Annotated in this window: 17 protein-coding genes; 5 read left to right on the top strand and 12 right to left on the bottom strand. The window is 72.4% G+C overall.

Annotation, left to right across the window (positions count from 1 at the left end):
- Positions 1–355: 355 nt before the first annotated feature.
- Positions 356–1,624: a cytochrome P450 gene (locus AB0J42_RS08655; protein ID WP_364290417.1), complete on the bottom strand. Its 1,269-nt coding sequence runs from the start codon at positions 1,622–1,624 to the stop codon at positions 356–358.
- A 103-nt stretch (positions 1,625–1,727) separates the two neighbouring features.
- Between AB0J42_RS08655 and AB0J42_RS08650 the strand changes: the two genes are divergently transcribed.
- Positions 1,728–2,930 (top strand): site-2 protease family protein, encoded by a 1,203-nt coding sequence (locus tag AB0J42_RS08650; protein WP_364290415.1) that lies wholly within the window; start codon positions 1,728–1,730, stop codon positions 2,928–2,930.
- A gap of 8 nt (positions 2,931–2,938) precedes the next feature.
- Here AB0J42_RS08650 and AB0J42_RS08645 read toward each other — a convergent pair whose 3' ends face one another.
- The 3 genes from AB0J42_RS08645 to AB0J42_RS08635 all read right to left on the bottom strand — a co-directional run bounded on the left by AB0J42_RS08645 (position 2,939) and on the right by AB0J42_RS08635 (position 4,846).
- Positions 2,939–3,694 carry a CPBP family intramembrane glutamic endopeptidase gene (locus AB0J42_RS08645; protein WP_364290413.1) on the bottom strand — a complete coding sequence of 252 codons (756 nt, stop codon included), beginning with the start codon at positions 3,692–3,694 and terminating at the stop codon, positions 2,939–2,941.
- A gap of 180 nt (positions 3,695–3,874) precedes the next feature.
- Positions 3,875–4,237 (bottom strand): cupin domain-containing protein, encoded by a 363-nt coding sequence (locus AB0J42_RS08640; RefSeq protein ID WP_364290411.1) that lies wholly within the window; start codon positions 4,235–4,237, stop codon positions 3,875–3,877.
- A gap of 144 nt (positions 4,238–4,381) precedes the next feature.
- A complete protein-coding gene (locus tag AB0J42_RS08635) occupies positions 4,382–4,846 on the bottom strand; it encodes a PPOX class F420-dependent oxidoreductase (protein ID WP_364290409.1) in 465 nt (154 codons plus the stop codon).
- A gap of 175 nt (positions 4,847–5,021) precedes the next feature.
- Here AB0J42_RS08635 and AB0J42_RS08630 point away from each other — a divergent pair, with 175 nt between their 5' ends.
- The gene (locus AB0J42_RS08630; protein ID WP_364290407.1) at positions 5,022–6,551 is read left to right on the top strand and encodes a M28 family metallopeptidase; all 1,530 of its coding nucleotides are present in this window, start codon (positions 5,022–5,024) and stop codon (positions 6,549–6,551) included.
- Positions 6,552–6,672: 121 nt separating this feature from the next.
- Here AB0J42_RS08630 and AB0J42_RS08625 read toward each other — a convergent pair whose 3' ends face one another.
- Entirely contained in the window at positions 6,673–7,095 is a 423-nt protein-coding gene (locus AB0J42_RS08625; RefSeq protein WP_364290405.1) for an STAS domain-containing protein, read from the bottom strand.
- Positions 7,096–7,218: 123 nt separating this feature from the next.
- Here AB0J42_RS08625 and AB0J42_RS08620 point away from each other — a divergent pair, with 123 nt between their 5' ends.
- Positions 7,219–7,542, top strand: a complete 324-nt coding sequence (locus AB0J42_RS08620; protein ID WP_364290403.1) for a helix-turn-helix domain-containing protein — start codon at positions 7,219–7,221, stop codon at positions 7,540–7,542.
- An 88-nt stretch (positions 7,543–7,630) separates the two neighbouring features.
- On the opposite strand, the gene AB0J42_RS08615 is transcribed toward AB0J42_RS08620, so the two are convergent.
- Positions 7,631–8,671: a PP2C family protein-serine/threonine phosphatase gene (locus AB0J42_RS08615; protein WP_364290401.1), complete on the bottom strand. Its 1,041-nt coding sequence runs from the start codon at positions 8,669–8,671 to the stop codon at positions 7,631–7,633.
- Positions 8,672–9,112: 441 nt separating this feature from the next.
- On the opposite strand from AB0J42_RS08615, the gene AB0J42_RS08610 reads away from it, so the two are divergent.
- Complete coding sequence (locus AB0J42_RS08610) at positions 9,113–11,164, top strand: SpoIIE family protein phosphatase (protein WP_364290399.1); 2,052 nt, start codon at positions 9,113–9,115, stop codon at positions 11,162–11,164.
- Here AB0J42_RS08610 and AB0J42_RS08605 read toward each other — a convergent pair.
- Complete coding sequence (locus tag AB0J42_RS08605) at positions 11,153–11,662, bottom strand: MarR family winged helix-turn-helix transcriptional regulator (protein ID WP_364290397.1); 510 nt, start codon at positions 11,660–11,662, stop codon at positions 11,153–11,155. The two genes, AB0J42_RS08610 and AB0J42_RS08605, sit on opposite strands and share 12 nt — an antisense overlap.
- A 79-nt stretch (positions 11,663–11,741) precedes the next feature.
- On the opposite strand from AB0J42_RS08605, the gene AB0J42_RS08600 reads away from it, so the two are divergent.
- The gene (locus AB0J42_RS08600; RefSeq protein ID WP_364290395.1) at positions 11,742–13,976 is read left to right on the top strand and encodes an LLM class flavin-dependent oxidoreductase; all 2,235 of its coding nucleotides are present in this window, start codon (positions 11,742–11,744) and stop codon (positions 13,974–13,976) included.
- A gap of 42 nt (positions 13,977–14,018) precedes the next feature.
- Here AB0J42_RS08600 and AB0J42_RS08595 read toward each other — a convergent pair whose 3' ends face one another.
- The 5 genes from AB0J42_RS08595 to AB0J42_RS08575 form a co-directional block, all read right to left on the bottom strand.
- A complete protein-coding gene (locus AB0J42_RS08595) occupies positions 14,019–15,188 on the bottom strand; it encodes a cytochrome P450 (RefSeq protein WP_364290393.1) in 1,170 nt (389 codons plus the stop codon).
- Positions 15,189–15,370: 182 nt separating this feature from the next.
- The gene (locus AB0J42_RS08590; RefSeq protein WP_364290391.1) at positions 15,371–16,255 is read right to left on the bottom strand and encodes a diacylglycerol kinase family protein; all 885 of its coding nucleotides are present in this window, start codon (positions 16,253–16,255) and stop codon (positions 15,371–15,373) included.
- Between the two features lie 29 nt (positions 16,256–16,284).
- Positions 16,285–18,342 (bottom strand): protein kinase, encoded by a 2,058-nt coding sequence (locus AB0J42_RS08585; RefSeq protein WP_364290389.1) that lies wholly within the window; start codon positions 18,340–18,342, stop codon positions 16,285–16,287.
- A 38-nt stretch (positions 18,343–18,380) separates the two neighbouring features.
- Positions 18,381–19,253, bottom strand: a complete 873-nt coding sequence (locus AB0J42_RS08580) for a hypothetical protein (protein ID WP_364290387.1) — start codon at positions 19,251–19,253, stop codon at positions 18,381–18,383.
- Positions 19,254–19,343: 90 nt separating this feature from the next.
- A complete protein-coding gene (locus tag AB0J42_RS08575) occupies positions 19,344–19,805 on the bottom strand; it encodes a TspO/MBR family protein (RefSeq protein WP_364290385.1) in 462 nt (153 codons plus the stop codon).
- Positions 19,806–19,870: the final 65 nt, after the last annotated feature.

The raw sequence follows: 19,870 nt of genomic DNA, 5'->3' as shown, positions 1-19,870 counted from the left end.
CGGGAGGGGGCGGCCTCCCCTGGTTCCGCGGAATCGGGGCGTAACGGGGATAACGGAGACTGCGGAGTGTCACCACGGGCCGTCATGAAGCTCGGCATCTCCCGTCCTACGTCGCCGTCGAAAGGCTCTGACCTGGAGGGAAGCGCCGGATCCGGACTATGCGGTGGTGCTCCGGTTCACGGCGTCCGAAATCCACATATTTCCCACCGCCATCGGACCTTATCCATTCTCTTGCACGTTCGGAACGCTTTCTGTGGATCTTTACTGACCTTTCCCGCCGCAGTCGCGTGACCATATACCGACTGAGCTGCGCATACTTCCGAGGAGTTCCCCGGCCGCCATTCCGGCATGGCACTCACGCGCCCGCCGCGGCGGACCTGGGCCGAGCCGGGACGCGCACGCCGCCGATGACGACGCCGCTGCGCGGCCGGGCGGGGAGACGCCGCAGCGAGATCGTCAGGTCCTGCGGCGGCAGCGTGTACTCCAGGGCGGCCAGCCTTGCCGACAGGTCCTTCAGCAGGGCGACGGTGGCCGCCTCGCCGGGGCAGCGGTGGCCGGTGGCCGGGTCGCCGCCGCCCTGCGGCACCAGGTGGTCGCGGGGCACGGTGGCACCGAGGAACCGGCCGGGTTCGAAGGCGTACGGTTCCCGCCACAGCGCGGCGTCGTGGTTCTGCCCGTACAGATCGAGCAGGACGAGGGAGCCTTCCGGGATGCGGAGCCCCCGCCAGGTCAGGTCAGCGGCGGCCCGGCCGCCGACGAATGGGGCGAACGGGTAGAAACGCCTGACTTCCTGGGCGAACGCCTCGGCGTACGCGGGATCGCCGTTCCGGAGCTCCTGCCTGGTGTGCGGCCAGCGGTGCATCGCGTGCCCGGCGAAGGCGGCGAACCAGGCGACGGCGACCGTGGGGCGGATGAAGTTGAGCAGCTCGACCGCGGCGACGTGCGGCGGCAGCGGCCGTCCGTCCAGGTCGCGGTGGCGTTCGGTCAGGTCGGCGGGCGAACCGGCGGGCAGGGTGACCGCGCCGGCGCGGGCGTCCTCGAAGAGCCGGGTGAGCCAGCGCTCGCGGCGGCCCCGGGCGCGCCTGGCCCGCCAGTGGCGCGGCCCGAGCGTGGCGAAGCCGTCGACCATGGCCACCAGGTCGGCGGCCACCGCCTTGACGCCCGCCTCCGCCACCGGCACGCCCGCCCAGCGGCAGGCGCCCCTCGCGATGATCTCGGCGGCCTCGTCGAAGAGCACCACGGGCGAGCGTCCCGGCCAGGCCGCCGCCGTCTCGTCCCACGCGTCGCCCACGTGCCGGACCAGCCGGGCGATCGCGTCCGGGTCCGTCAGTACGGTCAGGAACAGCGCCTTGCGTGCCCGGTGCGCGGGGCCGTCGAGCGTCTGCACCCCGCCCTTGCCGAACAGGGTGCCCTGGACCAGCTCGGGGACGGCGCCGTCCCGGAGCACATGGCGTTCGTCGTAGAAGAACCGCACCGCCTCCGGCCCGCCGAGTCCGGTGGCGCGGCGGCCCAGCACGCGGGCCGCCGCGTCCCCGCGGGCCCGCCGGCGCAGGCCGGGCAGCCAGGCGTAACCGCGGGAGAGCAGGGCGAGGGTCTGGTCACCCAGGGTGAAACGTCTCGTCATCCGTTGCGGACTGCCCGGGGCACCGGCCGCGAAACAGACCCGGCAGTGACGTATGGGCCGATTCCGGGTATTGGCAGGCCGACGGCTGATCTCTGGAGGGAAGATGCGCTCGACGATCCCACTCGGCCGGATCCGCGGCATTCAGATCGGCATGAACATCAGCGTGCTGGTCATCATCGCGATCCTGGTGTTCGGGCTGGCCTTCGGCCGGTTCCCGCTGACCTTCCCCGGCCTGTCCACCGGCGCCTACCTGGCGGCCGGGGTGGTGGCGGCCGTGCTGTTCATGGTCTCGCTGCTGGCGCACGAGGTGGCGCACGCGCTGATGGCCCTGCGGCACGGCATCGGGGTGAACCGGATCACCCTCTGGCTGCTCGGCGGGCTGGCGGAGCTGCGCGGCGAGCCGCGCACGCCGGGCGCCGACCTGAAGATCGCGGTGGTGGGGCCGGTGACGAGCCTCGTGGCGGGCCTGGTCTTCGGGGTGGTCGCGCTGCTGATCCAGGCCGTCGCCGGACCGTCGCTCGTCGGGGGCATGTTCGTCTATCTGGCCGCCGTGAACGTGCTGCTGGCCATCTTCAACCTGATCCCGGCCGCGCCGCTGGACGGCGGCCGGGTGCTGCGGGCCGCGCTGTGGTGGCGCTGGGGCGACCGGGGGCGGGCCGCCGTCGCCGCCGCCCGCGCCGGGCGGGTCTTCGGGTACGTGCTGATCGCGCTGGGTTTCCTCCAGGTCGCCGTCGGGCTGGGCTTCGGCGGGATCTGGCTGGCGCTCATCGGGCTGTTCCTGGTCAACGCCGCCAGCGCCGAGGAGCAGCAGGCCCAGGTCGGCGCGGCGCTGCGCGGAGTACGAGTGGGCGACGTCATGTCCGCCGGCCCGGTGGTGTCACGCCCCGGCGAGACCGTGGCCCAACTGATCGAGGAGGTGGTGCTCAGCCGCCGCCTGTCGACGTACCCGCTGGTGGACGAGCGCGGCGGGTTCGCCGGGCTGGTGACGCTCAACCGCATCCGGCAGGTCGCCCCCCAGGCACGGGCCACCACCCGGCTGTCGGACATCGCCTGCCCACCGGACGACGTGCCCACCGCCCGGCCGGAGGAGCCGCTGATGGACCTGCTGCCCCGGATGGCGGGCTGCGCCGACGGCCGCGCCGTAGTACTCGACCAGGACGGCCACCTGATCGGCCTGCTCACGCCGACCGACATCAGCCGCGCGATCCAGACCTCCGGCCTGCACACCCCGGACCCCTACCACGCCCCGCGCGGCGCCGACCTGACCATGCGCACCCCCGACCACTGGCACCGCGACGCCGCCTGAGCAGCCCCTCACCGCGGCGCGGCGACCCGGCGGGGCAGCGCGAACAGCACCGCCGCCACCGTCGCGCCGGTCAGGGCGGTGGCGGCGACCAGGGAGTCGTGGGCGGCGTAGCCGGGCAGCAGCGACGGCCCCACGTTCAGCAGGGCGTGGAAGACGACCGCCGTCATCGTCACCTCACCCGAGCGGTCCCAGACCCAGACCATGATCAGCCGGGCGGCCACGGTGCCGAGGAACCACCAGGCGATCCAGAGCGGCGCCCGTCCGGCCTGCGCGAGCGGCACCAGATGCCAGACCGCCCAGACAATGCCGAGCACGAGACCCGCGCCGGCCCGCCCTAACCGGTCCCGGAGCGGCCCGGTGGCGTACGTCGTCCAGCCCGCCTCCTCGCAGAATCCGCTGATCAGGAAGACCACGAGGAGCACGGGCGCGGACGACAGAGGTTCCCGCTCTCCGGTCACCGGCCAGCCCAGAACCGCGGCGAGCCCGTACCCGCCCAGTTCGACCGCGACGGCCACCAGAACAGCGACGGCCAGCCACGACGCCCGCCCCGGCACGAGCGAGGCCCGCAGCAGCCGCCCGGGCGCGCCGGGCCCCTCGCGCCGCCGCACCAGCACCAGGGCCGCCACCAGGGGCGCGGGGAACATCAGCGCGGCCAGGGGCAGATCCATCGGCGCGCCGGGCAGACGGCCGGTGAACGCGCCGGCGACCCAGAACGGGACCGCCAAGGCGAAGACCAGCGCGAAGAACCAGCGCACCACGGCCACTCCGGAGAAGCTCGACTTTTCCGATCGTAAGGGCGCGAGGGCTCGCCCTGTCCATGCGCCAACGCCGAGAATGCGACGGCGAAGGATACGACGCGGCGCCGGCCATGCGCACCCCAGACCACCGGCACCCGCGACGCATGAAGACGCGGGGCCTCTGTGAGAGCCCCGCGCGATCTGTCCTCAGGCCCCCTTCGCCTTGGCGTAGTCGGCGGCACCGCCCGCGAAGTCGTACAGGATCACCTGCTCGTCACCGACCACCCAGGCGTCGTGCCCGGGCGGGCAGACGAAGACCTCGCCGGGGTCGACCTCGGTCTCCGTGCCGTCGTCCATCCGGATGGCGAGCCTGCCCTGCACCACGAGCCCGGTGTGGTGGACCTGGCAGGACTCGGTGCCGGCGATCTCCTTGACCGACTCGGACCAGCGCCATCCCGGCTCGAACGTGGCCACGCCGAAGCTGAGCCCGCTCAGCTTCAGGACTTCCATGTGCCCCATCGGGAAGTCGCGGCGCTCGTCCGGCTTGTCGAGACTCTTGACTTCGATCATGACGTTCCCCCTCCGTCACGTCTCCAGTCTCCGCCTCCGCGCCAGGTCATCACAAGGGTGAACGGGCAGGTCAGACGCTCCCCTCACCGGCCTCCGCCCTGGCGCCGGTCTCGGCGCCGGGGCGTCATCAGGTGTGCGGGGAGGTCAGGAAACCAGGTGGGGTGGGAAGCCGCCGGTGGCGATCGGGCCCCAGCGCTCGATGTGGAGGCGGATGAGCGACTTGCCCTGGCGCTGCATGGCCGCGCGGTACTCGTCCCAGTCGGGGTGCTCGCCGGCGATGCAGCGGAAGTACTCGACCAGGCCGTCGAGCGCCTCGGGCATGTCGAGCACCTCGGCCCGCCCGTCGACCTGCACGTACGGGCCGTCCCAGTCGTCGGAGAGCACGCAGATGGACAGCCGGTCGTCGCGGCGGGCGTTGCGGGTCTTGGCGCGCTCCGGGTAGGTGGAGATCACGATCCGGCCGTCGCCGTCGACGCCGCAGGTGACGGGGGACAGCTGGGGCCGCCCGTCGGCGCGGGCCGTGGACAGCAGCCCGCGGTGGCGGGGGCGGAGGAAGTCGAGGAGTTCGGGGAGTTCCACGCGCTGGGCGGTCGCGATCTTCGGAGCCATGGAGATCACCTTAGTGGGGGCCTCTCATGGAGGAGTCGGTAATACCTCTGACCCGTTCTGACTCCGTGACTCAACAGATGCTTTCCGCCATCTCCCCCATCCCACGATTTTTCAATAAATTCGGGGAACGCGCGCTTCCGACCCGGGTCACCCCCCATTGTTCCGAGGAGCAATCATGCGTTCCCGCCTGCGTACATGCTTGGTCGGCGCGGTCGCCGCCGCAGTGGCGCTCTCCACGGTCGCCGCCGCCCCGGTCAGCGCACATCCCAAGCACGACCACGTTCGCAAGATCGTCAAAGCCGTCTCGGGGAAGAAGGTCAAGAACCACCTCAAGGTGTTCCAGGCGATCGCGAAGCTGCACGGCGGCACCCGCGTGTCGGGCACCCGGGGCTACGACGCCTCCCGCGACTACGTGGCCCTCCGGCTCGGCCTGGCCGGTTACAAGGTGAAGATCCAGCCGTTCGAGTTCCCCTTCGAGGGCTACCGGACGCCGCCGGTGCTCAAGCGGACCGCGCCGGAGCAGGAGACCTACCAGTACGGATTCTTCAGCGACTACGTGGCCATGGGCGACTCCCCCGCGGGCGCCCTGAGCGGCGAGATCCAGCCGGTGGACCTGACCCTGCCGCCGGGCGAGCCCAACAGCTCCACCTCAGGCTGTGAGCCGAGCGACTTCGAGGGCTTCACCCCGGGCCGCATCGCGCTCATGCAGCGCGGCACCTGCAACTTCCGGGACAAGGTGGAGAACGCGGTCGCCGCGGGCGCGAGCGGCGCGATCGTGTTCAACGAGGGCCAGGAGGGCCGGACCGAGGTCGACCTGAACCCGGTGCTCGGCGGGCCGGGCATCACGATCCCGTCGTTCTTCACCAGCTTCGCGGTCGGCCAGGAACTCGCCGCCCCGGGCACGTCCGTCACCATGAACTGGGACCCGATCTCCGAGACCCGGACCACGTACAACGTGATCGCGGAGAGCCGGCACGGCGACCCGAACAAGGTCGTCATGCTCGGCGCGCACCTGGACAGCGTCCAGGAGGGACCGGGCATCAACGACAACGGGTCGGGCAGCGCCGGCGTGCTCGAAGTGGCGCTGCAGATGGCCAAGCTGAAGCCGAAGAACAAGCTGCGCTTCGCCTTCTGGGGCGCCGAGGAGTTCGGCCTGCTCGGCTCCGAGCACTACGTGGCGAACCTCTCCGAGCAGGAGCGGGCCAAGATCGCCCTGTACCTGAACTTCGACATGATCGCCTCGCCGAACTACACCTTCGGCATCTACGACGGCGACGGCGACGCCTTCGGCACCGCAGGGCCGCCCGGATCCGACCAGATCGAGGCGGACTTCGAGAAGTTCTTCGCCGACCGCGGCCAGCCGTTCCAGGCGACGGCGTTCACCGGCCGGTCGGACTACGGGCCGTTCATCGCGGTCGGCATCCCCTCGGGCGGCCTGTTCACCGGCGCCGAGCAGCTCAAGACCGAGGAGGAGGCCGCGATCTTCGGCGGCACCGCGGGCATCCCGCTCGACCCGTGCTACCACCAGGCCTGCGACACCATCAAGAACATCAGTGACCACGCGCTGGACGTGAACGCGGACGCGATCGCCACCCTGGCGGCCACGTACGCCTTCGACACCGGCACGATCGGCACGGCCGGAACCCGGGCAGCGGCCCGCACCCAGGCCGCCCACCAGCACGGCCCCGCAGAGGCGCAGAGCTAGCGCTCGGCCCGGCACGAAACTCTCCCTGGGCGCTCGCCCCCCAAGGGACGCGGACCCGGCGCTCGGCCCGGCGCGGAAACTCTCTTCGGCGCCCGTTCCCCCAGGGGGCGGGCGCCGGCGGCTATCCGGGCTGGGGCAGCCCGGATACGTCCATCAGGCGGCGCATCTGGTGGGGGATGTCGCGGACGACGGCGCCGCAGCCTTCGGCGAAGCCGAGCAGCGCGCGCAGCCCGGCGAGGTCGATGAAGCCGATCCCGCCGCAGTCCACGATCAGGTCGGCGTCGATGAGCAGCGCGCGTCTCAGCGCCGCCATCGCCTCGTCGCGGTTGGTCAGGTCGACCTCGCCCTCCAGGCGTACCAGCGAGGGGCCCGGCATCACCGTGCAGGTGACGCGGAGTTGGTCGTCGACGTACAGCAGGTGTTCGGCCGCCGCCTCGCGGGCGTGGCCGGTCTCCCCCATCACCATGGTCACTCCCGCGAGCGAGCCTGTGGCGGCGGGATCGAGGGTGCGGTGCTCCGTCGCCTCGGCGCGATGCGCGGACACGACCCCTCCTCCCCTTGGTCTAGTGCGGACCAACCCTCTCCCTGCCAACAGAATACAGGAAGAAGTTTTCTGTATAAAATGTTCCGGTAAGGAAATCAAGCCCCAAGGGAGGGTGGCGAGGGAATGAGCGATGTCGTCGACCGGCGAGCAGGCTGGACGTTCCTGACCAACCACGCGCGGGTGCTGATGGCCGTGGCCGCCGACCCCGAGATGCGCCTGCGCGACATCGCCGCGTCGATCGGCATCACCGAGAGGGCGGCCCAGGGGATCGTCTCCGATCTGGAGGAGGCGGGCTATCTGCAGCGCACCCGGATGGGGCGCCGCAACCACTACCAGATCAACCCGAGCGCGGAGCTGCGCCACCACACCGAGGCGGGCATCCCGGTCCAGGCGCTGCTCGACATGTTCCGCCACCGCGACCTGGAGCAGCCCGGCGGTCTTCCCTGATCAGCTCCGCCCCGAGCTGGTTCTACGCGGCGATCTCCCCCTGATCAGCTCCGCCCCGAGCTGGTCCTGCGCAGCGGTCTCCCCCTGATCAGCTCCGCCCCGAAGTGGTCCTGCGCAGCGTGAGAACGGCCAGGTCGTCGGAGAAGGCCGCCCCGGTGAACCGGTGCAGGTCGGCCAGCAGGGCGTCGGCCAGGCCAGGCGGCGGGCGCCGGGCCCAGCTCCGCAGCCGGGCCTCCAAGGGGTAGAAGGCGCCGCCGGCGTCGCGCGCCTCGGTGACGCCGTCCGTGCAGAGCAGCATCCTGGCCTTCTGCGGGAAGGTGAAGCGCACCGGCTCGGAGGCCCTGCTGCCCAGCCGGCCCAGGCCGAGCGGGAGTTCCGGGTCGCCGAGGTCGGGCTGCCAGACCCGGGAGTGCGCTATGAGGTACGGGGGGATGTGGCCGCAGTTGACCGCCTCCACGTCCGGGCTGGCGTCGATATGCAGGACCAAGGCGGTGACGAACCGCTCGGGCTCCCCCGTACGCCGGGCGACCTCGTTGTGCCTGATCACGGCGGTCTCCAGTGCCTGCACCACCTGGATGAGGCTTTTCTCCCGGTAGGCCGCCTCGCGGAACGCGCCGAGCAGCGCGATGGCCGCCCCGATGGCGTGCAGGCCCTTGCCCTGCACGTCCGCGATCATCACCCGGGTGCCGTGATCGGTGTCGGCGACCTCGTACATGTCACCGCCCACCGTGGCGTCCTCCTCGACCGGCTCGTAGGCCCCGTCCACCACCACGTCGGGGGTGCGGAGCGGCAGCGGGCGGACGATCTGGCGCTGCAGCGCCGCCCCGGCCGAGCGCAGGCGGCTGACCTCCTCCTCGCGTTCGATCCGGTAGCGGCAGCCGAGCACGCTCCACACGCCGAACATGGCCGCGAACGCCATCGCGCCCAGGTCCACCCCTACGCCTTCGCCTTCCAACGACAGCACCGCGCCGATCACGGCGACCGTCCAGACGGACGCGGCGGTCGTCTGGGCGACGCTGCCGAGGCCGGCGATGATCCCGGGCAGGAAGATGAGCAGCGGCACCAGCCGGTTGACCTCCCCGACCAGGAGGCCGAGCCCGATCACCGCGGCGGGCACCAGCAGCAGCATGGCCGCGAACGTCGACCACAACAGATAGGTCGGCCTTCGCCTCGACCGTCTCGTTAGCCTCACGCCTCCCCCGATGCCCTGCGACTCCTCCCCCATACCCGGAGAGACGGCGGCTGATCGGGCGGCGACGACATCGGTTGTCATTCTTGGAGGATTCGATTCCTCTCTCCATACCCGGACAGACGGCCGCCCCCGGGGACGTGACTCCTGCAGACGGCCGCTGGTCGGGCGGGGATGACACCGGTTGTCGTTCCCGGGGATTTTAGGTTTGGCCATGGCCAAATGGCGCATCCTCCCTATAAGGGGGATTTCGGAAGGGCCGTTTCCGGAGGTGACGGCGGCCGATACAGGGGGAGGGCCGGCGGTATGCGGCGAGAGGGCGTATCCGCGACAAGTCCCCGCAGGGACGCGCGGTACCTCCATGACCTGTTGGTATTGGCCATGAGCGAGACCGGCGCGCATCTCGGCTCGCTCTACCTGCTCGACGAGGACAAGCGGGTCCTGCTGATGGACGCCTGGCAGGGCATCCCGACCGCGATCGCCAAGGCGTGGTCCAGGATGCGCGTCACCGAGCCGACCCCGGTGGCGGTCGCGCTGCGCGAGCGGCGGCTGGTCTGGATGGCCGACCAGGAGGAGCTGGCCCGTACCTTCCCCGGCGCGGCGCTGGCACTGCCCTACCGGTTCGCGGTGGCGACCGCGCCGATCCGCGCCGGCGACGCCGACTGGGGTGCGGTGCTGCTGGCCTGGCCGTCGGACCAGGCGGAGCTGGCCGAGGAGCGGCGTCACACGATCGAGTGGACGTGCGAGCAGATGGGGACGGCGCTGCACGAGGCACACCTGTCGGGGGTGCCGGTGAAGCCGGGCGGCCGGCCGCGCATGCTCTCTCCCTACCGCAGGCGGTTCATCGACCCCGACGCCGGGCTGGCCGCCCTGGACTGCCTCAACGGGCTGCCCGAGGGCTATCTGGCGCTGGACCTGGACGGCCGGATCACGTTCCTCACCGCACCGGCCGCCGAACTGCTCGGCGAGTCACCGTCCCAGCTGATCGGCGAGCGCCCCTGGGAGGCGCTGCCGTGGCTCAACACCCCCGAGTACGAGGACCGCTACCGGGCGGCGGTGATCAGCCAGCAGACCACCTCCTTCACCGCCCGGCGTCCCAGCGGGCAGTGGCTGGCCTTCCAGCTCTATCCGGCGCCGCAGGGCATCAGCGTCCGCGTCACGCCCAGCACGATGGCGCGGGACCCGGACCATCTCATACCGGACCCGGTGCTGGCGAGCGGCAGGAGGATGGAGGCGTCCGCGCTCTACGGCATGCTGCGGCTGGCCACCACGCTCACCCAGGCGGCCACCGTGCAGGAGGTCGTCGACCTGGTGGCCGATCACACGCTGCCGGTGCTCAACGCGCAGGTTCTGGCCATCGTGTCGGCCGAGAGCGGCCGGCTGGTCCTGATCGGCAGCCAGGGCGCCAGCCAGGAGCGCATCGAGAGGTTCAACAAGTGGTCGACCACCTCCTCGGCCCCGGAGGGGGCTCCGGCCGACGCCAAGGAGCCCGCGTTCTTCGCCTCCCGGCGGGAGCTGCGCACGGTCTATCCCCTAGCCGTGGACGACCCGCTGTCGGCGTACGCGGCGCTGCCGCTGACCATGCCGAGGCGGACGCTGGGCACGCTGGTGATCGGTTACGACCGGCCGCACCACTTCACCGCCGAGGAGCGCGCCACCCTCACCTCGCTGGCCGGGCTGGTCGCGCAGGCGCTGGACCGGGCCAGGCTCTACGACATCAAGGCCAAGCTCGCGCAGAGCCTCCAGGCCCGCCTGCTTCCGAGCAGGCTGCCGCACGTCGAGGGGCTGGAGACGGCCGCCCGCTACCTGCCCGCCACCCACGGCATGGACATCGGCGGCGACTTCTACGACCTGATGCAGCTGGACGAGGGGTACGCCGCCGCCGTCATCGGCGACGTGCAGGGCCACGACCCGACGGCGGCGGCGCTGATGGGGCAGGTGCGCACCGCCATCCACGCCTACACGGCCGCGGGAGCCGACCCCGGGGAGGTGCTGGCGCAGACCAACCGGCTGCTCGTCGACCTGTCGCCGAACCGGTTCACCAGCTGCCTCTACTTCACTGTCGACGTGGGCAGGCAACTGCTGGAGGTGGCCAACGCCGGTCACCTGCCGGCGCTGCTGCACCACCCCGGCGGCGCGGTGCAGCTCATCGAGCCCGAGCCAGGGCTGCTGCTCGGCATCGAACCGGAGACCGAGTACAAGTCCATCCACGTCGCGCTGCCGCCGGGCGCCACGCTCGTCCTGTATACGGACGGGATGGTCGAGGTGCCGGGCACGCTGCTGGACGACTCCATCGCCGACCTCATCCTGCGCCTGACCCGCCACGCGGAGCACCCGCTGGAGGAGCTCGCCGACGCCCTCATCGAACCGATGGCCATCGTCGAGCACCGTCTCGACGACACCGCGCTGCTGCTGCTCCGCTCAGCCGCGTGACGGTGGGAAGAGCTCGTCCCTGGCGGCACGGCAGGCCGGGTCCTCGTCCGCGGCCCGTTCCAGGCGGGCCGCGAGGAGCGCGGCCGTCTCGGCCAGGTGGGCGAGACGGCCGGGGCCGAGGGTGTCGAGGACGATGCGGCTGACGGACTCCTCGCGGACCTGCCGGGCCCGGGCCGCTGCCGTGCGTCCCTCGGGAGTCAGCACGAGGTCCCAGCCCCGGGCGTCCTCCACGCACGACTCCCGCGTAAGGAGGCCGCGCTTGGCCATCCGGCCCACCTGGTGGGACAGCCGGCTCTTCTCCCACTGCAGCACGTAGCGCAGCTCCAGCGCCCGCATCCGCCCGCCGGGGGCGTCGAGCAGCGCGTCGAGGATCTGGTAGTCGGCCTCGGACAGCCCGGTGGCCCGGGTCAGCTCGCGGGACAGGTGCGCGGCGAGCTGGGTGTGGACGGTGTTGTAGGCGCGCCACGCGGCCAGGCCGGAAGCGGTCGTGGCTGTCATGCCCCTCAGCCTAAGCGAGGAAGGTTGACATGTCATCCATGTGGATTAAGGTTGATACATCTACCAAATGGAGGACGCGATGCCCGACTACGGTCATGAGCTGCGCTTCGGCTCGTTCATCACCCCGCAGAGCAGCCGCCCCGAGCAGGCCGTCGGGCTGGCGCTGCTGAGCGAGGAGGCGGGGCTGGACCTGGTGACGTTCCAGGACCACCCGTACCAGCCGGCTTTCCTGGACACCTGGACGCTGCTGAGCTGGGTGGCGGCGCGCACCGAGCGCATCCACCTGTCGGGCGACGTGCTCAACCTGCCGCTGCGCCCGCCCGCCGTGCTGGCCAGATCCGTGGCGAGCCTCGACCTGCTGTCCGGCGGGCGGGTCGAACTGGGCCTGGGCGCGGGCGGGTTCTGGGACGCGATCGAGGCGATGGGCGGCCGGAGACTGGGCCCCGGCCAGGCGGTGGACGCGCTCAGCGAGGCCATCGACGTGATCCGCGGCGTGTGGGACGCCGGCGAGAGCCGCCCGTTAGAGGTCGACGGCGCCTACTACCCGGTCAAGGGCGCCAAGCGGGGTCCCGCGCCGGCCCACGACGTGCCCATCTGGCTCGGCGCGTACAAGCCCAGGATGCTCCGGCTGGTCGGCGCCAAAGCGGACGGCTGGCTGCCCAGCCTCGGCTACGCCACGCCGGAGGACATCACCGCGGGCAACAAGATCATCGACGAGGCGGCGGCCGGGGCGGGCCGCGACCCTCGCGAGATCCGCCGCCTGCTCAACATCACCGCCGACTTCGCCGAGTCGGTGGAACGGCTGCTGCCCCTGGCCGTCGAGGACGGCGTCAGCACGTTCATCCTGGCCGGCGACGACCCGGCCGCCATCGAGCGCTTCGCCCGGGAGGTGGCCCCGGCGCTGCGCGAGGCCGTCGCCGCCGAACGCGCCGCGCGCGGCGTCCCGAGCGGCCCGGCCCGGCCTGCCCGCCCGGCCCGGGCGCTCGCGCTGCGCCGCCCCGGAATCGACTACGACGCCGTCCCCGCCGCGCTGGCGGGCACCGCCGTGGAGCCCGGGGACCGCGAGTACGAGCGCGTCCGCTCCTCCTACATCTGGACCGGCTCCCCCGGCCTGGTCCTCCGTCCCGCCACGGCCCAGCAGGTGGCCGAGGCGATCACGTACGCGCGAAGCCAGGACGTCCCGCTGGCCGTGCGGAGCGGCGGGCACGGAATCAGCGGGCGCTCCACCAACGACGGCGGGATCGTCGTCGACGTCGGCGCGCTCGACAAGGTGGAGGTGCTCGACCGCGAGCGGCGGCTGGTCCGGGTCGGCGCCGGGGCGCGCTGGGGCGACGTGGCGCGGGCGCTGTCCCCGCACGGGCTCGCGATCAGCTCCGGCGACTACGGCGACGTCGGCGTGGGCGGGCTGGCCACAGCCGGCGGGCAGGGGTTCCTGGCCCGCTCCTACGGGCTGACGCTCGACCACGTGGTGGGCGCCGAGGTGGCGCTGGCCGACGGCCGGATCGTGCGGGCCGACGCCGGGCAGCACCCGGACCTGTTCTGGGGGCTGCGCGGCGCGGGCGGCAACCTGGGCGTCGTCACCGCCTTCGACATCGAGGCGGCCGAACTCTCCGACGTGGTGTTCGCGGTGTTCGTGCACGACGCCTCCGACACGGCCACGTTCCTGGAGCGCTGGGGAAGGGCAGTGGAGGCGAGCCCGCGGAAGCTGACGCCGTTCCTCACCATGTTCCGGGGCGGGCAGGGGTACGAGGCGCTGGCCCAGACGATCGCCGTGTGGGCCGGCGACGACACCGACCAGGCGGTGGCGGCGCTGGAGCCGTTCCTGGAGGTCGCGCCGGTGGTGCAGCAGCAGGCGCAGCTCGCCCCGTACGCGGCGGTCGTCACGCCGCAGCACAACCGGCACACCGGGCAGCCCGGCGGCCTGCGCGGCCACTCCGCCCTGGTGGACCACCTCGACCCCGGCACCGCCGGGCGGCTGGCCGACATGTTCGAGCGCAGGCTGCTCGGCCTCCTCCAGGTCCGCTCGGTCGGCGGCGCGGTCAACGACGTCGCCCCCGACGCCACCGCCTACGCCCACCGCACCCAGAACTTCTCCATCAACGGCGTGTTCTCCCCGATGGCGGCGGACCGGGCGGAGCAGGCATGGGACGGGCTCGGCGTGACGGCCGCCTACCTCAGCTTCGAGCCGAACTTCGACGAGAAGCTGCTGACCAGGGCGTTCCCGCCGGCGACGCTGGCCAGGCTGCGGCAGGTCAAAGCCGCGTACGACCCGGCCAACGTCTTCCGGCACAACTTCCCCGTCAACCCCGCCTGACCGCTACCAGGCGACGTTCTTGGCGGTCAGCCCGTACAGAAATCACCAGGCGACGTGCATCGAGGTCAGGCCGTACACGATGGCCTGCGGGCGGAACCCCGGGGCGGGCTCCGCCTCCCTCAGCCCCGGGAAGCGCTCCAGCAGGGCCGGGAGGGCGATGCGCATCTCCATCCGGGCCAGCGGGGCTCCCAGGCAGTGGTGGACGCCGTGGCCGAAGGCGAGGTGGCCGGGCTCGCCGCGGGACAAGTCCAGGCGGTCCGGGTCGTCGATCAGCTCGGGGTCGCGGTTGCCCGCCGGGAGCGCGCACACCACCAGCTCACCCGGCCCGATCCGCTGGCCCGCGATCTCCACCTCGGTGCTGGTCAGCTTCAGCGTGCCCGAATGCACGATGCTCAGCCAGCGCAGCAGCTCCTCGATCGCGGCGTCGATGCGCGACGGCTCCTTGCGCAGGAACTCCAGCTGCTCCGGGTGGCGCAGCAGGGCGAGCGTGCCCAGCGCCAGCATGTTGGAGGTGGTCTCGTGCCCGGCGAGCAGCAGCAGCCCGCCGACGCCGACCAGCTCGTCGGCGGTGAGCTCGTCGCCGTGCTCGCGCACCAGCGTCCCGATCAGGTCATCGCCCGGGTCCGCCTGCTCGCGGGCGACCAGCTCGGCCATGTACGCGCGCGACTCCAGCTGGAGCGCCACCGCCTCCTCCGGCGGGGTGAGCATGTCGATCATGCGGCTCGTGCGCCGCTGGAAACCCTCGCGATCCTCGTACGGGACACCCAGCAGCTCACAGATGACCAGCGACGGGATCGGCAGCGCGAACGACCGGATGAAATCGGCGGGCGAACCGGCCGCCTCCATCGCGTCCAGGTGGTCGGCGACGATGCGGGCGACGCGCGGCTCCAGGCGGCGCATCCGGCGGAGGGTGAACTCGGGCGCCAGAAGCCGGCGCACCCGGGTGTGGTCGGGCGGGTTCATCTGGAGCAGGTTGCCGGCGCGCAGACGGGCGTGCTGCTCCTCGGTCATCTCGGGCGCGCCGGGCAGCTGCGCCAGGCCGCGGATGGCGATCGGGAACCGTTCGGCGTCGCTCAGCACCTCACGGATGTCGGCGTAGCGGGTGACCATCCAGGCGTCCACCCCGAACGGGGTGCTGACCCTGCTGACCCGCTCCTCGCGCAGGGCTGACAGTTCGGGCGCGGGGCCGAAGCCGTCCCTGCGCATGTACATCGGCGTTAACGTCGACTCGCTCACAAACCCACTCTGATCGATCTCACGCCACACCGCCAGGGTTCACGCGATCTTGGAGACGGTGATCCGCAAAACCGCAGGGGTGGAGGGCCATCGATCTCACGTCACACCGCCAGGGTTCACGCGACGTTGGAGACGGTGATCCGCCAAACCGCCAGGGCTCAGGCGTCCTTGGGGACGATGATTCGCCAGGCCGCGGGATGGAGCGTCCAGGCGCGGCGGGGTGCCGGAGGGAAGAGTTCGCCGTCGGCGTTGGCCGGGGCCGGTTCGCCCTCGACCGTGATTCCCCTGCCCCTGACGGTGACCACGTCGGCGCGTTCCGGATGCCTGCCGCGCCGCAGCTGGAGCCCGAAGGCCAGCCGGGCCAGGGGCGAGACCGCGTACGAGACGACCACGTCGGCCAGCCCGTCGTCCGGGCGGGCGCGCGGCGCGAGCGGGGTGCCGCCGCCGATCGAGACGCCGTTGCCGACCCCCACCATGAGGACCCGCCGCCGCCCGTCGGTGACCGGCTCGCCGTCCACCCGCACCCGCAGCCGCCACCCCTTGCCGCGCACCCCCGCGACCAGCGCGCCCACCCCGTACGCGGCCTTGCGCAGCAGCGGCTTGAGCGCGGCCGCCCGCTCGGAGGCCTGCGCGCCGACGCCGACGTGGACGGCGTTCACCACGATGCCGCCCTCGTCGTCCACCAGCAGGTCCAGCGCCCGCTCCCGGCCGCCGGTCAGCGCTTTCGCCGCCTCCCGCGGGTCGAGCGGGATGTTCAGCGAGCGGGCCAGGTCGTTGCCGGTGCCCAGCGGGACCAGCCCGATCGGGCGGTCGGCCAGCTCTCCCCTGGCCAGCAGCGCCGCCACCACGGCGTGCACGGTCCCGTCGCCGCCCAGCACCACCGGGACCCGTTCGGGGTGCGCGGCCAGGGCCTGGTCGAGGTCGCCGGGCCCGTCCCAGGAGACCACGTCGCCCGGGAGGGCGGCCAGCACCGCCTCCCGCGCCTCGTCGTCCACGCCGCCGGCCGCGGCGTTGCCGATCACCAGGTACCCGCGCTCCGTCATGGCCGATCAGGTGCCCGGATCGGACCGGTTCATTCGCCCGCGGGGTACTTCGACAGGACCTTGCCCGTCGGGTCGGCGGCCAGGTAGCCGCCCTCCCGGTAGTCGTTGGCGACGTAGACCCGGATCGCGCCCGTCTTGTGGAAGGCGGCGTCCACGATGATGTAGCGGGTAGTGGGGTTCTTGACCCCGAGCTCCCTCTCGGCCTGGCGGAGCAGGGCGGGCAGCTTGTCCCAGTCGTACTTCCGCAGGTCCACGATGGGCTTGCGGACCGGGCCGCCGGGGCCGTCCTTGGACGCCACTCCCCCGAGGAACGTGAACCGGTCGGACACCGTCTCCCGTCCCTTGACCGGGGCTTCGGCGATCGCGTACGAGGGATAGACGACCAGGTCGACGACCCTGGTGCCGCCCATCACCGGGCGCAGCTCGGCGATCACCCGGCGGACGCCCGCCGGGGTCAGCAGATCGACGGGCGCCTGATCCCCGGTCTCGCCCGGCTTCTCGTCCGAGCTTCTGTCCGGGCTCCTGCCGGCGGCCTCGGTCGGGGTCGTCTCTCCGGTGGGCTCGATGTCGGTCTGCCACTCCACGGCCGGGGTCTCGGCACCGCCGCGTTGTCCCTGCTGCACCCAGATCACGACCGCCGTCACCAGCACCGCCGCCACGCCGATGACGATGGCCGCCGTCGCCCTGCCGCGCCGCCCGGCCGAGCCGGTCGGCGCCGTCTCACCGTACGAAGGAGACCCGCCCTCCGGCGCCACCGAGCCCGAGTACGCGGAACCCGGCACGCCGGGGTACGCGGGGCCTTCCTGGGATGGCGAGCCGGAGTGCGGAGCACGACCGGAGTGAGGGCCAGAGTGCGGGCCGGAGTGAGGGCCGGAGTGAGGGCCGGAGTGCGGAGCACCACCCTGAGAGGGCGAGCCGGGATAAGAGACACCGCCCGGGGACGAGCCGGGATACGCCGGGCCTCCCGGGGTCGGCGAGCCGGAGTACGGAACACCGCTCGGGGACGTGCCGGAGTACGAAGCGCCACCGGGGGACGGCGGGCCGGGATAGGAAGGACCGCCCGAGGGTGAGCCGGAGTAGGACACACCGCCCGGGAACGACGAGCTGGGGTGGGTGGGAGTGCCCGGCTGGAGGTGGGCGGGCTTGCGGTGTGAGGGCTGGGTGGGGTGCGGAGGGCTGCCGTAGATGCCCGGATGGGTGGGGCCGCTGTGCGGGGCCGGACGTACCCGGGTGGTCTGGGCCAGGTCGGCGTGGGACGAGGGGTTCTGGGTGGCGGCCGCGAGCATGCGGTCCAGGGTTTCGGGGTCGGGCCTGGCGGCGGGGTCGCGGTTGAGCAGGGCCGACAGCACGGGCGCCAGCGCGCCTGCCCGTTCCGGCGGCGGGACCTCCTGGTTGAGCACGGCGGCCAGGGTCGCCAGCGGCGTGGCCCGGCGCAGCGGATGGCGGCCCTCGACGGCCACGTACAGGAGCATGCCGAGCGACCACAGGTCGGAGGCGGGATCGCCCTCATGGCCTTGGATCCGTTCGGGCGCCATGTACTCCGGGGACCCGATGAACGCGCCGGTCGCCGTCAGCCCCGACGACTCCCGTAAGGCGGCGATGCCGAAGTCGGTGAGGATGGAGCGCCCGTCCGCCTGGAGCAGGACGTTGGCGGGTTTGACGTCACGGTGCAGGATGCCGACGGCGTGCGCGGCGCATAACGCGGACAGCACCTCCCGCCCGATCCGGGCCGCCTCGGCGGCTTCCGCCGGCCCGTCGGACAGCCGGTCCTGCAGCGAGCCGCCGCTCACCAGCTCCATGACCAGCCACGGGAAGCTCTCCTCACCGGTGTCCACGATGTGGTGGACGGTGACGACATGGGGATGGTTGAGCCGGGCCAGGGCGCGCGCCTCGCGCAGCATCCGGGCGCGCAGCTCAGCGGCCTCGGCGGGGCTGTGCCCGCCCAGGGCGGGGTCGGGCGGCCGCACCTCCTTGAGCGCGACCTCCCGGTGCAGCACCTGGTCCCAGGCCCGCCACACCAGCCCCATGCCCCCGCCGCCGAGCCGCTCCACGAGCTCGAAGCGGCCGTCGATCACCCGATTCCCCATGGGCAGCAGCGTACGGCCTCGGCGGGCCCCGGAACTCGTTAGATACCGGCCAGCAGGCGCAGCTGCGCCGTGACGCCGACTCTGTCGAGCAGCGATCCCTCGCCGGACCCCAGCCCGATCAGCGGGGTGCCCTGGACGGAGACGTTGACGTTCGACTTCGCCCGGTTGGACTCCGTCCTCACCTGCGTGACCCGCGTCTCGTTCCGGATCCGCGGCGCCGTCTGGACCGGCTGCTGGGCCACCTGGGACCCGGGCGCGCTCGGCTGCTGGACCTGCGTCTGCGACAAGGGCTGCGGCTGGGACGGCTGCTGCTGGGTCTGGGTCTGCGGCTGCGGATGGACGGCCGTGGTGCTGGGGGTCTGTTCCGGCGTGGTCTCGTCGTCCGACTCGACGACGCAGAGGGTGGCTACGCCCGACGACTGCAGGATGAGCTCCCGGATGCCCAGTGCGTCCAGCATCGGCCAGTTCGGCGCCCAGCCGGGGCCGACCTTGTAGCTGAGGCAGTTGTCCTTGTCGTCCGTCGCCGCCGGCTGCGCCTCGGGCGTCGCCGCCGGCTGCGTCCCGGTCGTGGCCGCGACGCCCGCGGTCGGGACGCTGCCGACCGACGCGCAGCCGAACTCGCCGAGCAGCGCCCGGGCTCCCGCCTGGTCCAGCATCGGCGTGGCCGGCTGGTTCCAGGACGCCGCCGGGCCCGCCGTGAGCACCTGGACCAGCCGCTCGACGAGCCGCTCGACCTCGTCGCTGAAGGCGTCGACGACGTCGGAGGTCGACTGCGGGGCGACGGCCGCGGGCACGCACGCGTGGGCCTCTGCGGCCGTCGCGGGCCGGGTCTCCTCGGCCGTCGCGGGGCTCGCGACCAGCATCACGCTGGTGGCCGCGGTGGCCAGTGCGGTTATGGCGTGCTTGTACATGCATCCCCCTGAGGGCAGTGATCTGCTCGTTCGAGGTGATCACTACCCTTGGTGAGGGATTGCGTACTTAATGTTCTGATCCCGCGACCTTTACTCGGGGTTCTTCCGTACAATCGCCGCGTTAAGCGCCGTAGCGAAGACCGTCCACGACGCGTACGGGACGAGGAGCAGCCCCGCGGCGCGGTCGGCGCGCAGGGCCTTGCGGACGAGCAGCACGTTCGCGGCGTTGAGCGCGACGAGCTCGGCGAGCGCCAGGCGGGGGCGCCGGGCGCGGAAGAACAGCGCGGGCCAGGCGGCGTTCAGCGCCAGGTTCGCGGCGAACGTACGGCCGAGCGCGGCACGTTCGCCACCCGCCCGGTCCAGTGCGCGGGCCCCGCCGTAGGCGATGAGCGCGTACAGCGGGTTCCACACCAGCGGGAAGGTGACCGGGGGCGGCTGCCAGGAGGGCTTGTCGAGCTTCTGGAACCACGGCATGCCCGCCCGGGTGGCGATCCCACCCACGGCGGCGGCCGCGGCGGTCCCGAGCGCCGTGGCGAGAAGTGTCTTCTTCATCCAACACCCCTGCCCCGCCTGCGCCCGCGCTCACGCGCACCTCTCGTACGACGCGAGCTCTTCGG

It is taken from the genome of Nonomuraea sp. NPDC049649 (assembly GCF_040675175.1).
In the GTDB taxonomy this organism is placed as follows: domain Bacteria; phylum Actinomycetota; class Actinomycetes; order Streptosporangiales; family Streptosporangiaceae; genus Nonomuraea.
This window is presented reverse-complemented; position numbering and strand designations above follow the sequence as displayed.

What these genes read in the sequence shown, in the direction of transcription:
- AB0J42_RS08655 (WP_364290417.1), bottom strand. Translation starts at nt 1,624, where the DNA reads ATGACGAGACGTTTCACCCTGGGTGACCAGACCCTCGCCCTGCTCTCC.
- AB0J42_RS08650 (WP_364290415.1), top strand. Translation starts at nt 1,728, where the DNA reads ATGCGCTCGACGATCCCACTCGGCCGGATCCGCGGCATTCAGATCGGC.
- AB0J42_RS08640 (WP_364290411.1), bottom strand. Translation starts at nt 4,237, where the DNA reads ATGATCGAAGTCAAGAGTCTCGACAAGCCGGACGAGCGCCGCGACTTC.
- AB0J42_RS08635 (WP_364290409.1), bottom strand. Translation starts at nt 4,846, where the DNA reads ATGGCTCCGAAGATCGCGACCGCCCAGCGCGTGGAACTCCCCGAACTC.
- AB0J42_RS08630 (WP_364290407.1), top strand. Translation starts at nt 5,022, where the DNA reads ATGCGTTCCCGCCTGCGTACATGCTTGGTCGGCGCGGTCGCCGCCGCA.
- AB0J42_RS08620 (WP_364290403.1), top strand. Translation starts at nt 7,219, where the DNA reads ATGAGCGATGTCGTCGACCGGCGAGCAGGCTGGACGTTCCTGACCAAC.
- AB0J42_RS08615 (WP_364290401.1), bottom strand. Translation starts at nt 8,671, where the DNA reads ATGCTGCTGCTGGTGCCCGCCGCGGTGATCGGGCTCGGCCTCCTGGTC.
- AB0J42_RS08610 (WP_364290399.1), top strand. Translation starts at nt 9,113, where the DNA reads ATGAGCGAGACCGGCGCGCATCTCGGCTCGCTCTACCTGCTCGACGAG.
- AB0J42_RS08605 (WP_364290397.1), bottom strand. Translation starts at nt 11,662, where the DNA reads ATGACAGCCACGACCGCTTCCGGCCTGGCCGCGTGGCGCGCCTACAAC.
- AB0J42_RS08600 (WP_364290395.1), top strand. Translation starts at nt 11,742, where the DNA reads ATGCCCGACTACGGTCATGAGCTGCGCTTCGGCTCGTTCATCACCCCG.
- AB0J42_RS08595 (WP_364290393.1), bottom strand. Translation starts at nt 15,188, where the DNA reads ATGTACATGCGCAGGGACGGCTTCGGCCCCGCGCCCGAACTGTCAGCC.
- AB0J42_RS08590 (WP_364290391.1), bottom strand. Translation starts at nt 16,255, where the DNA reads ATGACGGAGCGCGGGTACCTGGTGATCGGCAACGCCGCGGCCGGCGGC.
- AB0J42_RS08585 (WP_364290389.1), bottom strand. Translation starts at nt 18,342, where the DNA reads ATGGGGAATCGGGTGATCGACGGCCGCTTCGAGCTCGTGGAGCGGCTC.
- AB0J42_RS08580 (WP_364290387.1), bottom strand. Translation starts at nt 19,253, where the DNA reads ATGTACAAGCACGCCATAACCGCACTGGCCACCGCGGCCACCAGCGTG.
- AB0J42_RS08575 (WP_364290385.1), bottom strand. Translation starts at nt 19,805, where the DNA reads ATGAAGAAGACACTTCTCGCCACGGCGCTCGGGACCGCCGCGGCCGCC.